This window comes from Xanthomonas sp. D-36-1 (assembly GCF_017746155.1).
GTDB classification, from domain to species: Bacteria; Pseudomonadota; Gammaproteobacteria; order Xanthomonadales; family Xanthomonadaceae; genus Xanthomonas; species Xanthomonas cissicola.
Window position 1 is genome coordinate 16,010 of record NZ_JAGHWR010000003.1, and the last position, 15,956, is coordinate 31,965.

Annotated in this window: 13 protein-coding genes and 1 other RNA gene; 13 read left to right on the forward strand and 1 reads right to left on the reverse strand. The window is 66.5% G+C overall.

The window, feature by feature from the left end:
- Positions 1-46: 46 nt before the first annotated feature.
- Positions 47-868 (forward strand): 16S rRNA (cytidine(1402)-2'-O)-methyltransferase, encoded by an 822-nt coding sequence (rsmI, locus tag J7367_RS00810; RefSeq protein WP_005910936.1) that lies wholly within the window; start codon positions 47-49, stop codon positions 866-868.
- A gap of 146 nt (positions 869-1,014) precedes the next feature.
- An RNA gene (gene rnpB, locus J7367_RS00815) (RNase P RNA component class A) lies at positions 1,015-1,441 on the forward strand.
- Between the two features lie 398 nt (positions 1,442-1,839).
- Here rnpB and J7367_RS00820 read toward each other — a convergent pair.
- Positions 1,840-2,607 carry an NRDE family protein gene (locus J7367_RS00820; protein WP_057660572.1) on the reverse strand — a complete coding sequence of 256 codons (768 nt, stop codon included), beginning with the start codon at positions 2,605-2,607 and terminating at the stop codon, positions 1,840-1,842.
- A gap of 315 nt (positions 2,608-2,922) precedes the next feature.
- Between J7367_RS00820 and J7367_RS00825 the strand changes: the two genes are divergently transcribed.
- From J7367_RS00825 to J7367_RS00875, 11 genes are all read left to right on the forward strand, one after another.
- Entirely contained in the window at positions 2,923-3,378 is a 456-nt protein-coding gene (locus tag J7367_RS00825) for a division/cell wall cluster transcriptional repressor MraZ (RefSeq protein WP_081027600.1), read from the forward strand.
- Between the two features lie 14 nt (positions 3,379-3,392).
- The gene (rsmH, locus tag J7367_RS00830; protein WP_057660570.1) at positions 3,393-4,436 is read left to right on the forward strand and encodes a 16S rRNA (cytosine(1402)-N(4))-methyltransferase RsmH; all 1,044 of its coding nucleotides are present in this window, start codon (positions 3,393-3,395) and stop codon (positions 4,434-4,436) included.
- Positions 4,433-4,696 carry a cell division protein FtsL gene (ftsL, locus tag J7367_RS00835; RefSeq protein WP_005910928.1) on the forward strand — a complete coding sequence of 88 codons (264 nt, stop codon included), beginning with the start codon at positions 4,433-4,435 and terminating at the stop codon, positions 4,694-4,696. The genes rsmH and ftsL overlap by 4 nt, the downstream gene beginning before the upstream one ends.
- A 211-nt stretch (positions 4,697-4,907) precedes the next feature.
- Complete coding sequence (locus J7367_RS00840; protein WP_057660568.1) at positions 4,908-6,776, forward strand: penicillin-binding protein 2; 1,869 nt, start codon at positions 4,908-4,910, stop codon at positions 6,774-6,776.
- 8 nt (positions 6,777-6,784) lie between these two features.
- A complete protein-coding gene (locus J7367_RS00845) occupies positions 6,785-8,260 on the forward strand; it encodes a UDP-N-acetylmuramoyl-L-alanyl-D-glutamate--2,6-diaminopimelate ligase (RefSeq protein WP_176215014.1) in 1,476 nt (491 codons plus the stop codon).
- A complete protein-coding gene (murF, locus tag J7367_RS00850; RefSeq protein WP_022558304.1) occupies positions 8,257-9,768 on the forward strand; it encodes a UDP-N-acetylmuramoyl-tripeptide--D-alanyl-D-alanine ligase in 1,512 nt (503 codons plus the stop codon). Before J7367_RS00845 ends, murF begins: the two co-directional genes overlap by 4 nt.
- Positions 9,758-10,843: a phospho-N-acetylmuramoyl-pentapeptide-transferase gene (gene mraY / locus J7367_RS00855; RefSeq protein ID WP_003485285.1), complete on the forward strand. Its 1,086-nt coding sequence runs from the start codon at positions 9,758-9,760 to the stop codon at positions 10,841-10,843. Before murF ends, mraY begins: the two co-directional genes overlap by 11 nt.
- A complete protein-coding gene (gene ftsW / locus J7367_RS00860; RefSeq protein WP_057660564.1) occupies positions 10,843-12,219 on the forward strand; it encodes a putative lipid II flippase FtsW in 1,377 nt (458 codons plus the stop codon). Before mraY ends, ftsW begins: the two co-directional genes overlap by 1 nt.
- Positions 12,216-13,496 carry an undecaprenyldiphospho-muramoylpentapeptide beta-N-acetylglucosaminyltransferase gene (gene murG / locus J7367_RS00865; protein ID WP_057660562.1) on the forward strand — a complete coding sequence of 427 codons (1,281 nt, stop codon included), beginning with the start codon at positions 12,216-12,218 and terminating at the stop codon, positions 13,494-13,496. The genes ftsW and murG overlap by 4 nt, the downstream gene beginning before the upstream one ends.
- On the forward strand, positions 13,493-14,926 hold the full coding sequence (gene murC, locus J7367_RS00870; RefSeq protein WP_057660560.1) for a UDP-N-acetylmuramate--L-alanine ligase: 1,434 nt from the start codon (positions 13,493-13,495) through the stop codon (positions 14,924-14,926). Before murG ends, murC begins: the two co-directional genes overlap by 4 nt.
- The gene (locus J7367_RS00875) at positions 14,923-15,879 is read left to right on the forward strand and encodes a D-alanine--D-alanine ligase (RefSeq protein WP_057660557.1); all 957 of its coding nucleotides are present in this window, start codon (positions 14,923-14,925) and stop codon (positions 15,877-15,879) included. Before murC ends, J7367_RS00875 begins: the two co-directional genes overlap by 4 nt.
- Positions 15,880-15,956 lie beyond the last annotated feature (77 nt).

Genomic DNA, 15,956 nt, shown 5'->3' on the forward strand with positions numbered 1-15,956 from the left:
CGTTAAAAACGCTACGATTCTACCCTTTGCCCCCGGAAAACCGCTGATGACGTCCCCTGGAACCCTGCACGTGGTCGCCACGCCGATCGGCAACCTGGCCGACCTGTCGCCGCGCGCGCAGGAGGTGTTGCGTGGCGTGGCCGCGATCTGCGCCGAAGACACCCGCCATACCCGCCAGTTGCTCGGCCATTTCGGCATCGACCGCCCGCTGCTGGCGCTGCACGACCACAACGAAGACGCCATGTCCGAACGCATCGTGGCGCGCCTGCGCGAAGGCGAGTCGCTGGCCATCGTCAGCGACGCCGGCACCCCGCTGGTCAGCGACCCGGGGTTCAAACTGGTGCGCGCCGCGCGCGCCGCCGGCATCAAGGTCAGCCCGGTCCCGGGCGCCTGCGCGGCAATCGCTGCGCTCAGCGTGGCTGGCCTGCCCAGCGACCGCTTCGGCTTCGAAGGCTTTCTGCCAGCCAAGAGCGCCGCCCGTCGCGAGCGCCTGGCGCGGTTGGCAGGGGAGACCCGCACCCTGGTGTTCTACGAATCGGCGCACCGCATCGTCGAATCGTTGGCCGACCTGCGCTTTGCCTTCGGCGACGAGCGCCCGGCAGTGATCGCCCGCGAATTGACCAAACTCTTCGAAACCGTGCTCGACGGCAGCCTGGCGCAGCTGCAGGCCCAGGTCGAAGCCGACGACAACCAGCGCAAGGGCGAATTCGTGGTGATGGTGCAGGGCGCCGCCGACGCCGCCGAAGGCCAGCTCGCCGAAGGCCGCCGCGTCTACGCCAAGCTCGCCGAGCACCTCCCGCCGTCCACCGCCGCCAAGCTCGCTGCCGAGCTCACGGGCGCGCCGCGGAAGGCGTTGTATGGCGGCTAATGCGGTCATCGCAGGACCGTGGCTGGATGCGACGGTGGTTGATCGGTACCGCCTCTCGCGCCCGGGTGCGCTACTGCAGGGCAATGGCAAGCTTGAAATTGCCGCGCCGTTCTGCACGGCAGCGATAGCGTAGAATGCGCCCCGGCGGAGTCGGCCAGACAGTCGCGTCACTCGCAAGAGTGCCGAGGAAAGTCCGGGCTCCATAGGGCAAGGTGCCAGGTAACGCCTGGGCGGCGCAAGCCGACGGAAAGTGCAACAGAAAGATACCGCCTACGTCCCTCGTCACCCCTCTGCCGCCGCTGGAACGTGCCGGCGATGCATCGCATCGCCAAGTGCGCCCGGAGGCCGCAGAGGGGTGGCGAGGGGCCGGTAAGGGTGAAATGGTGCGGTAAGAGCGCACCGCGAGTCCGGTAACGGACCGGCACGGCAAACCCCACCTGGAGCAAGACCAAATAGGGATCCATTGGCGTGGCCCGCGCTGGATCCGGGTAGGTTGCTTGAGCGCTGCGGTGACGTAGCGCCTAGACGAATGACTGTCCACGACAGAACCCGGCTTATCGGCCGGCTCCGCCGCCTTTTTTGGGCGTAGGCCTAAAAAAGGCGGCCACGCTTCGTACTGCGCAGGCGGTACAAAACGCGGGTCCCGGCTCCGGGCATGCCACATCCCCGCGGCTGTCGCCGCGCCCCCTTGACTGAAGGGGACTTGCAGGTAGGCCGTTGGTCGAGGCTCTCGCTATGCGATCGACTCCCTTCCACCGCCTGCGGGGGAAGGTGCCCGAAGGGCGGATGGGGGCACGCAATTCGTAACGCCTGCCGCCGTGTTTGGCGCTAGCCGAACGAGCGGGTGAATCGCGCGGACTTGCGCCGCCAGGTCGGCATTGGTGGCCAGATTCGATGGTTTTTTGGCGCAGAAACAGCGGAATAGTGGGTTCATGCGCCGACTCCTCGGCTATGCGCATGAGTGTGGCTTGTCAACGCGAGCCAGGGATCTCCAGGCGCGCCTCGCCCTGGAAAATCCCATTCGGCCCGAAGCGTCGTTCGTGGATGAAGCCATGGCCGTGATGGTCCACCGCAACGATGGTGCTGGCCCGGGTGCCGTAGCTGGGGCCGCTGATGAAGGCGGCCGAGAGCAGGCGTTCGGTCACCAGGTCCACGCCGGTCTGCGGTAGCGCAGCGTGGGGGGCGATGGCCGGGTTGCCCAGGGCGGCCCACAGCGGCTGCAGGTCTTCATCGCCGTCGGCGCACCAGCGGTGCAGCACCTGGGTCAGCGCAGCGGTCTTGGGCCACGGCGCATCCAGCGGCCCGTTGGACATGCCATGGATGCCCGCAGCCAGTTGCCGCGCCAGTGGCGGGTGGTTGCTCAGGTGCTCGCAACGGTCGGCGTCGCACAGCAACAGGTTGAACGGTGGGAAGGCGTGGGCGGCGCCGGCCAGTGCGTCGGCGTACACGGTAGCGCCCAGGCTGCCGGACAGATAGTCGGCGATCAGATGCCCGCGCGAGTGCCCCGAAGAAGTGGCGAGCGGGTCGCGCACATTGGTGACCACCGCAGCGCGTCCGTCCCGACCCAGGCCAACCCAACTGCCACCGGAGCGCAGGTCGCGGCCAGCCAGCAGGTTGTCGGCCGGCGCCGCCCAGCGCGCCAGTGCCGCAGTGGGACGTTCGTGGAATTCGTCACGGTTGCCTGCCAGCAGCAAACGCCAGCGCGGGTGGACCTTCCAGGCAAGAGCGACCAGACACATGTCGCCGATTGTCACCTTGTTTGCGCAGTTGAGATACGTAGCTGGCGCAATGTGAAGTGAGACGGCAGTCGGGTTTACATGGCCTTCACCGCCCTGAATTTCCGTTCAATCTCAAAATATGAGATGAAACAGCAACTTGTGGATAACCTTTGAACAAGTCTCTAAAGAGTGCCGCAACTCATTGATGCGACTGGCGATTTGTGGTCCTCAAAGTTGTTGACAACCTTTGACGCGCTGCTAAGGTGGGCAACGGAGGGAAAACCAGGTGTTTTGTGGTTTTTCGTGGTTCAATGATCCCCCAGCGGGTATTCGAGGTTGCATTCGGTGTTTCAGGGCGAGACTGCCATCACGGTGGACGACAAGGGGCGTATGGCGGTGCCAACCGCATACCGCGACCTCGTTGCGCGTGTCAGCGGCAACCGTCTGGTCCTCACCTACAACCCGTTCGAAGCCGGATGCCTGTGGCTATATGCGGAAAAGGAGTGGGAGCGGGTGCGCGACGACGTGATGTCCAAGCCCAATACCCAGCGCGTGGTCCGCACGCTGCAGCAGAAACTGGTGGGTTCTTCGGCGGTGCTCGAGCTGGACGCCAACTGCCGTCTGAGCATTCCGGCCAGCCATCGCAATGCAGTGGGCATCGAGAAAAAAGCCGTGCTGCTGGGCATGGGCGACAAGTTCGAACTCTGGAGCGAGCAGGCACATCGCGCACTGATCCAGCAGACATTGTCTGACGGGGATCTGGGCGATGAATTGCTCGATCTCAGGTTGTGAGCCGGGGTGCCCGGATGCGCGGTGAAGCGCAGCCCGGTCACCCGGTGTCGCAGTCCCCGGCGGCCCATGTGCCGGTGCTGTACACGCAGGTGCTGGATGGCCTGCAAGTGACCGAAAACGGAACGTATCTGGATGGCACGTTCGGGCGTGGCGGGCACGCGCGCGGCGTGCTGGAACACCTTGGCCCGGGAGGTCGACTGCTGGTGATGGACAAGGACCCCGACGCGATCGCGGTGGCCGAACACAGCTTCGGTGGCGATGCGCGCGTGTCCATCCATCGCGGCAGTTTTGCCGGACTCGGCCAGGTGGTTGCCGCCGCCACCGTCGACGGCATCCTGCTGGATCTGGGCGTGTCTTCGCCGCAGCTGGACGTGGCCGAGCGCGGTTTCAGTTTCGGCAAGGACGGCCCGCTGGACATGCGCATGGATCCGGACAGCGGCCAGAGCGCAGCCGAGTGGCTGGCGCAGGCCAGCGACCGCGAGATCGCCGATGTGCTGTGGACCTATGGCGAAGAACGCCAGAGCCGCCGTATCGCGCGCGCCATCGTGGCGCGGCGCGCCGAACAGCCGCTGCTGCGCACCGCGCAACTGGCCGACCTGATCGCTTCGGTGATGCCGCGCGGCGACAGCAAGACCCACCCGGCCACACGCAGCTTCCAGGCCATCCGCATCCACATCAACCGCGAGCTGGCCGATCTGGAAGCCGGGCTGGATGCCGCCCTGGGCGCGCTCAAGCCGGGCGGCCGTCTAGCGGTGATCAGCTTCCACTCGCTGGAAGACCGCATCGTCAAACAATTCATGGCTCGTTACGCCAAGGCGCCGCCGAGCAACCGCCGCTTGCCCGAAGCCCAGCCGTTCGTTGCCACGCTGCAACTGGTGAGCGGCGCGATCAAGGCCGACGACGCCGAATTGCACGTCAACCCGCGCGCACGCAGCGCGGTATTGCGGGTGGCTGAAAAGCTGGGATTCGGGATTCAGGATTCGGGGTTGGAGAGGTGCTCTGCGCGAATCCCCAATCCCCAATCCCCAATCCCGGCGTCTCCAGGAGACGCCCAATGAGCCGCTTGCTGCTCGTCGTGCTGCTTGCCTGCAGCATCGCCTCGGCGATCGGTGTGGTGTACATGCGCCACATGCATCGCAAGCTGTTCGTGCAGTTGTCCAAGCTCGAACACACACGCGACGAATTGAATATCGAATTCGGCCGGCTGCAGCTGGAGCAGGCCACGTGGGCGGAAAGCAACCGGGTCGACCAGGTCGCGCGTGCGCGCATCGGGATGAAGTTCCCGGAGACCAACGACATCGTGGTGGTGCGCCCATGAGCATGCGGCAAGACAGCCGTTTTGCACGGCGCAGCCGCCCGCAGGGTGGCGCTTATGCAGGTGCGCCCATGACAAAACGGCAGGACAGCCGTTTTGCACGGCGCAGCCGCCCACAGGGTGGCGCTTCTGCAGGTGCCGCCATGACAAAACGGCAGGACAGCCGTTTTGCACAGCGCAGCTGCCCGCAGGGTGGCGCACACGGAGGTGCGCCATGAAAACCGGCCGCAACCGTCCCCGTAGCAATTTCAATCTCCGTGGTCGCCTGACCCTGGTTGGTATCGCGCTCGGCCTGTGCTCGGTGACGCTGATCGGGCGCGCGGCCTACGTGCAGCTGGTCAATCGCGATTTTTACCAGCGTCAGGGCGAAGCGCGTTACCTGCGCGAACTGCCCATCGCCACCTCGCGCGGCATGATCACCGACCGCAACGGCGAGCCGCTGGCGGTGTCCACGCCGGTGGAATCGATCTGGGTCAATCCGCAGGAACTGCTGCGCAACCCGGACCGCATTCCCGAGCTGGCAAAAGCGCTGGGGCAGCCGCTGGACGATTTGAACGCCAAGCTGGCACAGAAGGCCGGCAAGGAATTCATGTACCTGCAGCGCCGGATCAATCCGGACAAGGCGCATGCGATTGTCGATCTGAAGATTCCTGGCGTGTTCTCGCAGCGCGAGTTCCGTCGCTTCTATCCGCAAGGCGAGGCGATGGCCCATGTGCTGGGCTTCACCAACATCGACGACCGTGGCCAGGAAGGCCTGGAGCTGGCTTTCGACGAATGGCTGCGCGGCAAGCCCGGTTCCAAGAAGGTGGTGCGCGATGCGCGCGGCGCCATCGTGGAAAGCGTGGACCTGGTGCGTCCGGCGCAGCCGGGCAAGGACCTGACGCTGAGCATCGACCGCCGCATCCAGTTCCTTGCCTACAAGGAACTGCGCAATGCCTTGGTCGAAAACAACGCGGCCGGCGGTTCGATGGTGGTGATGGACGTGACCACCGGCGAAGTGCTGGCGATGGTCAACCTGCCCACCTACAACCCCAATTCGGTCACCGGCATCAATCCGTCGGCCCGCCGCAACCGTGCGGTCACCGATCTGGTCGAGCCGGGTTCGACGATGAAGCCGCTGACCGTGGCCACCGCGCTGACCGCCGGCGTGGTGACCAAGGACACCGTCATCGATACCAACCCCGGCTACATGTCGGTGGGGCGCTTCACCATTCGCGATGTGCCGCGCAACAACGGCGTGCTCAACGTCACCGGCGTGATCACCCGCAGCTCGAACATCGGTGCGGCCAAGATCGCGGCCAAGGTGCCGGACCAGACCTTCTACCAGTCGATCCGCAACTTCGGTTACGGCAGTGCGCCGCATAGCGGGTTCCCCGGCGAATCGGCCGGCGTGGTGCTGCAGCCGGCGCGCTGGAGCGGCCCGTCCAAGACCACGATGTCCTACGGCTACGGCCTGTCGGTGACGCCGCTGCAGATTGCGCAGGCGTACGCCACGCTCGGCAACGGCGGCAAGCTCACCCCGCCGACCTTCGTGCGCGGCCAGCACAACGAAACCCGTCAGGTGATCACGCCGGAAGTGGCGCGTCAGGTCATCGACATGATGGAGACCGTGGTGACCCAGGGCGGCGCCAAGGGTGCGGCAATTCTGGGGTACCACGTGGCCGGCAAGACCGGCACGGCGCGCAAGAACGGCGCCAACGGCTACGAGCGCGGGCATTACAACGCCCTGTTCGCCGGGCTGGTGCCGGCCACGCGCCCGCGCTTTGCCACGGTGATCGTCATCAACGATCCGCAAGGCAAGGTGTATTACGGCGGCCTGGTGTCGGCGCCGGTGTTCCATCGCGTGATGGAAGGCGCGCTGCGCTTGATGGACGTGCCGCCGGACGATATCCAGTCGTGGCTGGCCGCACAGGCTGCCGGCAAGACCGGCCAGCCGGTGGTCAAACCGCAGTCGGTCGATCCGGACCCGGCGCTGGTGCCGGACCCGGTGGATGAAGTCTCTGCCGGCATCCCGACCGCCCTGGCGCCTGCGCCGGCTGCCGCACCAGCGCAGCCCGCGCCGTTGCAGGAGAGCCGCCAGTGATCCGCTCCATGGCGCTCTCGCAGTTGCTGCCGGACGTGGCGTTGACGCACGACGTGCAGGTGTCCGGGCTGGTGATGGATAGCCGTGCCGTGCGTCCGGGCGATGCATTCGTGGCAATCGCCGGTTTCGGTGCGCATGGTCTGGGCTTTGTCGAACAGGCGCGCGCCAATGGCGCAGCGGCGGTGTTGTTCGAGCCGCCGGCTCCCGATGGATTGCCGGTCCCGGCCGATGCGATTGCCGTGCCCGGTTTGCGCGCGCGCCTCAGCGTGATGGCCGATCAATTCCATGGCCGGCCGTCGCAGGCGATGCGCATGGTCGGCGTCACCGGGACCAACGGCAAGACCTCCACCGTGCAGCTGCTGGCGCAGGCATTGACGCTGCTCGGTACGCCCACCGGCACGCTCGGCACCTTGGGCGTCGGCCTGTATGGCGCGGCCGTGCCGACCGGATTCACCACACCGCTGGTGTTGCCCACGCATGCCTTGCTGGCGCAGTTGCGCGAAGACGGCGCGCAGGCCGTGGCGATGGAAGTCAGCTCGCACGCGCTCGATCAGGGCCGTGTGGATGCGGTGCATTTCGACGTGGCGGTGTTCACCAATCTCACCCGCGACCATCTCGATTACCACGGCGACATGGCGCAGTACGGCGCGGCGAAGGCCAAGCTGTTCGCCCGCGCGGGGTTGAAAGCGGCCGTGGTGAACCTGGACGATGCATTCGGCCACACCCTGTTCGCGGCGCTCGATCCCGCGCTGCGCGCCATCGGTGTGAGCTCGCGCGCGCATGCCGACGCCAGCGTGAGCGCGCAGGCACTGCAGCTGGACCACAACGGCATCAATTTCGCGCTCAATATCCGGGGCCAGGTGCATCCGGTGCATTCGCCGCTGCTGGGCCGTTTCAACGTGGATAACCTGCTGGCCGTGGCCGGCGCGTTGTGGGCGATGGAGTTTGCGCCTGCGCAGATCGCCAGCGTGCTCGGCCAGTTGCAGCCCATCCATGGCCGCATGAACCGCTTGGGTGGCGCACATGGCGCACCGTTGGTGGTGGTCGATTACGCACATACGCCCGATGCGCTGGAGCAGGCATTGAGCAGCCTGCGCTCGCATGCGCAGGACCGCCTGATCTGCGTGTTCGGCTGCGGTGGCGAGCGCGACACCGGCAAGCGCCCGCAGATGGCGGCGATCGCCGAGCTCAAGGCCGACGTGGCGATCGTGACCGACGACAACCCGCGTGGCGAAGACGGCAATGCGATCGTGGCCGATATTTTGCGCGGCTTCGCGCGACCGGATGCGGCCATCGTGCAGCGCGACCGCGCCGCTGCGATCCATCAGGCCATCGGCATGGCCAGCCCATCGGACATCGTGTTGATCGCCGGCAAGGGCCACGAGCCGTATCAGGAAGTTGCCGGCGTGCGGCACGCCTTCGACGACGCCCTCGTGGCGGCGCAGGCGCTGCTGCCGCGGACCGTGTTGGGAGTGCGCCCATGAAGCTCACGCCCCTGTCGTTGATTGCCCATTGGGCCGGCGGCGAGCTGCACGGCGACGACGCCATGATCGATGCGGTCGGCAACGACACCCGCACGCTCGCCGACGGCAGCCTGTATGTGGCGCTGCGCGGCGAGCGCTTCGATGGGCACGACTTCGCCGCCGAGGCGGTGGCGTGCGGCGCCAGCGGTGTGCTGGTCGATCGCCTGCTGCCGGCGCTGAGCGTGCCGCAGGTGGTGGTGAACAACACCGAGCTGGCGTTGGCGCGCATCGCCGCCGGCATGCAGCGCGACCGTGCCACGCGCGTGCTCGCGCTGACCGGCTCCAACGGTAAGACCAGCGTCAAGGCGCTGCTGCTGTCGATCCTGCAGGAAGCCGGGCGCGTGGATGGCACCACCGTGTACGCCACGCCGGGCAACCGGAACAACGAGATCGGCCTGCCGCTGGCGGTGCTTGCCGCGCCCGACGATGCGGACGTTGCGATCTACGAAATGGGCGCCGGCAAGCCGGGCGATATCGCCTATCTCACCGAGATTGCGCAGCCGCATGTGGCACTGGTCAACAACATCGCGCCCGCGCATCTGGAACGCCTGGGCAGCTTGCTCGGCGTCGCACAGACCAAGGGCGCCATCTACGCCGCATTGCCCGCCGATGGTGTGGCGGTGATCAACGCCGACGACGCTTTCGGCATGTGGTTCGAACAGCAGTTGCAGAGCCAGCCGGTGCAGGGACGTCGCGTGCTGCGCTATGGCGTGCAGGCCAGTGCCGAGATCACTGCGCGGCAACTGCGTCTGCACCCTGGCGGTGCGCAGTTCACCCTGGTGACGCCGCAGGGCGAAGCGCAGATTGCGCTGCCGTTGCCGGGCCGCCACAACGTGCTCAACGCACTGGCGGCAACCGGCCTTGCACTCGGTGCCGGCATCGCCTTGCCGGTGATCGCGGCCGGTCTGGCGCAGGCGCGCCCGGTCGCCGGCCGGCAGATCGCACAGACCTTGCCCAATGGCGCGGTACTGATCGACGACAGCTACAACGCCAACCCGGGCTCGCTGGATGCGGCCATCGACGCCTTGGCCGCGGCACCGGGCGAAGGCTGGCTGGTGCTGGGCGACATGCGCGAACTCGGTGCCGAAGGCGTCGCATTGCATGCCGCTGCGGGACGTCGCGCGCGTGCGGCCAAGCTGCAGCGGCTGTACGCGCTGGGCGAACTTAGCGCCGCCGCGGCGCAGGCATTCGGCGAAGGTGGCCGCGTGTTCGCCACGCATGCCGAGTTGATCGACGCCTTGCAGGCGGATCTGGTCGGAGCCGCCAGCCAGCAACAGCAAATGCAGCAACACGCATCAGGAAATACGCAGGAACATGCAGTGAATCAAGAACAGCAATCGCCGTCTGTGGCCGCTCTTTCCGGCGCCGCCCCCATCACGATCCTGGTGAAGGGCTCGCGCGGTAGCGCGATGGACCGCGTCGTCACCGCGCTGCTCGCATCGGCGGAGGGCGCATCCCATGCTGCTTGAGCTGGCCCGTTGGCTGCAGCAACTGGAGAGCCTGTTCGGGCTGTTCAACTATCTGACCTTCCGCGGCATCTTGGCTGCGCTGACGGCGCTGTTCCTGTCGTTGTGGATGGGCCCTGCGGTGATCCGCAAGCTCGCCCAGTTCAAGGGCGGCCAGCCGATCCGCCAGGACGGCCCGCAAACGCATTTTTCCAAGGCCGGCACGCCGACCATGGGCGGTTCGCTGATCCTGCTCACCGTCACCTTGTCGGTGCTGCTGTGGGGCGACCTGCGCAACCGCTACGTGTGGTTGGTGCTGGCGGTCATGATCTGCTTCGGTGCGATCGGCTGGTACGACGACTGGATCAAGATCGTCAAACGCGATCCCAATGGTTTGAAGTCGCGCTGGAAGTATCTGCTGCAGTCGATCTTCGGTCTGGCCGCTGGCTTGTTCCTGTACTACACCGCCGACGTGCCGGCGGCGATCACGTTCTACATCCCGATGTTCAAGTCGATCGCGCTGCCGCTGGCCGGCGTGAGCTTCGTGGTGATCGCCTACTTCTGGATCGTGGGCTTCTCCAACGCGGTGAACCTCACCGATGGCCTGGATGGATTGGCCATCATGCCGACCGTGCTGGTGGCCTGCGCGCTGGGCGTGTTCGCGTATGCGTCGGGCAACGTGGTGTTCGCCGAATACCTGAAAATTCCGCTGATTCCAGGTGCCGGCGAGCTGATCATCATCTGCTCGGCGATTGCGGGGGCAGGCTTGGGCTTTTTGTGGTTCAACACCTACCCGGCGATGGTGTTCATGGGCGACATCGGCGCGCTGTCGCTGGGCGCGGTGCTCGGCACCATCGCGGTGATCGTGCGTCAGGAGATGGTGCTGGTGATCATGGGCGGCGTGTTCGTGATCGAAACGCTGTCGGTGATGATCCAGGTGGCCAGCTTCAAGCTGACCGGCAAGCGCGTGTTCCGCATGGCGCCGATCCACCATCATTTCGAGCTCAAGGGTTGGCCGGAGCCGCGCGTGATCGTGCGCTTCTGGATCATTTCGGTGGTGCTGGTGCTGATCGGCCTTGCCACGTTGAAGGTGCGCTGATGAACGACATGTCCCGCCAGGCCACACGACTGGACGCCATCGGCGGCCGCTACGACCCGTGGCTGCTCGGGGCCGCAGTCACGCTCGCGTCGCTGGGTGTGGTGATGGTGGCGTCCAGTTCGATCGAGCTGGAAGCCAGCCCGTTCTACTACCTGACCCGCCACCTGCTGTTCCTGGGGGGCGGCATCGCGCTGGCATTCTGGGCGATGCGCACCGAGCTGAAGACCATCGAACAGCACAACCAGATGTTGTTGCTGGCCTGCTTTGTGCTGCTCGTGGTGGTGTTCGTGCCTGGCCTGGGCAGCACCGTCAATGGCGCCAAGCGCTGGATCAACCTGGGCGTGTCGCGGTTCCAGGTGGTCGAATCGGTGAAGGTGTTCTACATCATCTGGCTGGCAAGCTATCTGGTGCGTTTCCGCGACGAGGTCAACGCGACCTGGCAGGCGATGCTCAAGCCGGTATTCGTGGTCGGCTTCCTGGTCGGCCTGTTGCTGCTGCAGCCGGACTTCGGCTCCTCGATGCTGCTGCTGAGCGTGACCGCCTGCATGCTCGTGCTCGGCGGTGCACCGATCGGGCGCATCATCCTGCCGATCCTGCTGTTGCTGCCGGCGCTGGTGGCATTGGTGATCTTCGAGCCGTACCGCATGCGGCGCGTGACCTCCTTCATGGACCCGTGGGTAGATCAGCTGGGCTCCGGTTACCAGCTGTCCAACGCGCTGATGGCCATCGGCCGCGGCCAGTGGACCGGCGTGGGCCTGGGCGCTTCGGTACAGAAGCTCAACTATCTCCCCGAATCGCATACCGACTTCATCTTCTCGGTGATCGCCGAGGAATTGGGCTTTGTGGGCGTGTGCGGCGTGATCGGGCTATATGCGCTGCTGGTCGGTCGCGCCTTCTGGCTGGGCATGCGCTGCGTGGAAATGAAGCGGCACTTCTCCGGCTACATCGCTTTCGGCATCGGCCTGTGGATCGCGATGCAGAGCTTCGTGTCGATCGGCGTCAACCTGGGCATCCTGCCGACCAAGGGACTGACCCTGCCGCTGATTTCGTCAGGCGGCTCGTCGGTGCTGATGACCTGTCTTGCGATGGGCGTGCTGCTGCGGGTGTCCTACGAGGCCGATCGCGCCGAGCGCCTGCGCAGCAAGTTGTCTCCGCAGGGCGCGGCCAGCTCGTCAGCCGAGCCGGCCGAGCCGGTGGTCGATTCGGTGCCGCCGGCGTACGCGCCTGCGCACAGGCCGCAACGCGACACTGCCGCCGCGCCCGCACCGGCCGCCGCCCCGGTTGCCGCCGCCTACGTAGCGCCGGCGTCGGCCATCCTGCGCGGCACCAGCCGCATGCAACCGCGTGTGGAACCGACGTTCGGGAGGATTGCGTGAGCGTTTCTGCCAATGCCGCGCAAACGCACGCACAGCCATCTGCGGTGCTGCGGCCGGTCATGATTCTGGCCGGCGGCACCGGCGGGCACATCTTCCCGGGCTTGGCCGTGGCCAAGGTGCTGCGCGCGCGCGGCGTGCCGGTGACCTGGCTGGGCGCCGATGGCGCCATGGAAACCCGCCTGGTGCCGCAGCACGATATTCCCATCGATACGCTGGCCATCAGCGGCTTGCGCGGCAAGGGCGTGGTGAAGTTGCTCGGTGCGCCGGTGCGGGTGATGCGCGCGGTGCGCGCTGCCGGCTTCGTGCTGCGCAAGCGCCAACCGCGTGCGGTGATCAGCTTTGGCGGCTTTGCGGCCGGCCCGGGCGGCCTGGCCGCGCGCCTGCTCGGTGCGCCATTGCTGGTGCACGAACAGAATCGCGCACCCGGCATGACCAACAAGGTGTTGTCGCGTTTCGCGCGCCGCGTGCTGACCGGTTTTCCGGGCAGCTTCGCTGGCGAAGAAGCAGTGGGCAACCCGGTGCGCGCGGAGATCGCCGCATTGCCTGCGCCGGCCGATCGTTTGGTCGGTCGCACCGGCCCGGTACGCGTGCTGGTGCTGGGCGGCAGCCAGGGCGCGCGCGTGTTGAATCAGGCGCTGCCGGCTGCGCTGGTCGCACTCGGCCATCCGGCGATCGAGGTGCGCCATCAGTGCGGCGAAAAGCTGCGCGCCGAGGCCGAAGCGGCCTATGCACAGGCAGGCGTCAACGCCAGCGTCGAACCCTTCATCGCCGACATGGCCGCTGCCTATGCCTGGGCAGATCTGGTGGTGTGCCGCGCCGGCGCGTCCACCCTGGCCGAACTGTGCGCCGCCGGTGTCGGCAGCGTGCTGGTGCCATTTGCCGCCGCCGTCGACGACCATCAAACCCGCAATGCCCAATACCTGGTCGGCGCCAACGCCGCCGTGCTGCTCAAGCAGGACGACAGCCTGGCAGTGCACTTGCAGCAGGTGCTGCAGACCCTGCTCGCCGACCCGGCCCGGCGCCTGTCGATGGCCATCGCCGCCCGCACCCTGGCCAAGCCGGACGCCGCCGAGCGCATCGCCGACATCATTCTGCAAGAAGCCGGGAGTGGTGAATCGGGAATGGGGAATGGGCAGAGCTCAGAACAAACGCAGGAACACATCTTGATGCACGCAGACAAGCGCACCGACCAAGCATCCGTCGCCGCTGGCGCTCAGCTCCATACGATTCCCGATTCCCGATTCCCGATTTGCGCCACCGCAGGAGGTGCAGCGTGATCCGCCGTCTGCAAGACAGTGGCGATCTGGTGCGTGCGTTCCCGCGCGTGCATTTCGTCGGCATCGGCGGAACCGGCATGAGCGGCATTGCCGAGGTGATGCTCACGCTGGGCTATGAAGTGTCCGGCTCGGACAACGCCGACAACGCGGCCACGCGCCGGCTGGCCAAGCTGGGTGCGCGCGTGATGCGCGGCCATTCGGCGGCCAACGTGCTGGGCACCGATTGCGTGGTGGTGTCCAGCGCCATCCGCGAAGACAACCCCGAGCTGATGGAAGCGCGCAGCCAGCGTATTCCGATCATGCCGCGCGCGGCGATGCTGGCCGAGCTGATGCGTTTCCGTCGCGGCATTGCGGTGGCCGGCACGCACGGCAAGACCACCACCACCAGCCTGGCGGCTGCGGTGCTGAGCGAAGGCGGGTTGGACCCGACGTTCGTGATCGGTGGCCAACTGCTGGCCGCAGGCGCCAACGCCAAGCTCGGTGGCGGCCAATGGCTGGTGGCCGAAGCCGACGAGAGCGATGGCAGCTTCCTGCGCCTGAATCCGTTGATGGCGGTCATCACCAACATCGATGCGGATCACCTGGAAAACTACGGCAACGATTTCGCCCGCGTGCAGGCCGCATTCGCCGAATTCCTGCAGCGCCTGCCGTTCTACGGCCTGGCGTTGCTGTGCATCGACGACCCGGAAGTGGCTGCACTGGCCGGCAAGACGCCGCGCCACGTGATGAGCTACGGCATGAGCGAAAACGCCGACGTGCGCGCCGAAGATGTGGTGCAGGACGGCCCGCGCATGCGCTTTACGCTGCGCCTGCCCGAAGGCACCACCACGCCGGTGACGCTTGCACTGCCGGGCCGCCACAACGTGCTCAATGCGCTGGCGGCTGCCGCAATCGGCTGGCAGCTCGGCGTGGCGCCGGACACCATTGCGCGCGCGCTGGAAAACTTTGCCGGCATCGGCCGTCGGTTCAACGATCTGGGCGAAGTCACCACCGGCACAGGCGCGCGCGTGCGCGTGGTCGACGATTACGGCCATCACCCGCGCGAACTCGAAGCCGTGTTCGCTGCAGCACGTGGCGGCTGGCCGGACAAGCGTCTGGTCGTCGCCTTCCAGCCGCACCGCTATAGCCGCACCCGCGATCAGTTCGATGCCTTTGCCGCAGTGCTCAGCACTGTCGACGCATTGGTGCTGAGCGAGGTCTACCCCGCCGGCGAAGCGCTGATTCCGGGTGCCGACTCGCGCGCACTGGCGCGCGCCATCCGTGCGCGCGGCCGCAGCGAACCGGTGGTGGTCGGCCAGATTGCCGGTCTAGCCGAAGTGTTGCCGGACGTCCTGCAAGACGGCGATCTGCTGTTGATGATGGGCGCCGGCGATATCGGTTATGTGGCCCAGCACATCATCAACAACGGGTTTGTCGGAGAGCAGGCATGAGCGCGTTGGTCGGCAACGCCCGCACCAGCGATCCGGCAACCTTTGGCCGTGTCGCCGTGCTGCTCGGCGGCACCTCGTCCGAGCGCGAGGTGTCGTTGAATTCCGGCAGCAACGTGCTGGAAGCGCTACGCGCACGCGGCGTCGATGCGCAGCCGGTGGATGGCATTGCGGCGTTGGCCAAGGCATTGGTCGCGCAGCAGTTCGATCGGGTGTTCAACGTGCTGCACGGACATAACGGCGGCGGCGAAGACGGCATCGTGCAGGGCCTGATGGAAGCCTTCGGCGTGCCATATACCGGCTCGGATGTGCTGGGTTCGGCGCTGAGCATGGACAAGATCCGCACCAAGCAGGTGTGGTTGTCGCTGGGCCTGTCGACGCCGCGCTATGCGCGGCTGGCCGCCGGCGCGAGCGCAGAGGACATTCATGCCGCTGCACGCCAGATCGGGTTGCCGATCATCGTCAAGCCGGCCAATGAAGGTTCCAGCGTCGGCGTCAGCCGCGTGTTCGACCAGGCACAGCTCGAAGAAGCGGTGACCCTGGCGGCGCGCTACGACGGCGCGCTGTTGATGGAGCAACTGATCGAAGGCGACGAACTCACCGTGGCCGTGCTCGGCGACACCGCATTGCCGTCGATCCGCATCGTGCCCAAGGGCCAGTGGTACGACTACAACGCCAAGTACATCGCCGAAGACACGCAGTACCTGTGCCCGGGGCTGGAAGGCGAGGCTGAAGCGCAGATCCGCCAACTCGCGCTGGACGCTTTCCACGCGGCCGGCTGCCGTGGCTGGGGCCGCGTGGACGTGATGCGTGATGGCAGCAGTGGCCAGCTGTATCTGCTCGAAGTCAACACCGCTCCCGGCATGACCAGCCACTCGCTGGTGCCCAAGGCTGCCAGCCAGCTCGGCATCGATTTCGAAACGCTGGTCTGGCGCGTGCTGGAGCAGACGCTGTGACGCCGGGAATCGTGAATCGTGAATCGGGAATGGGTAACAGCGGATGCGCTGTTGCCGTTGCGATTCCCTATTCCCGA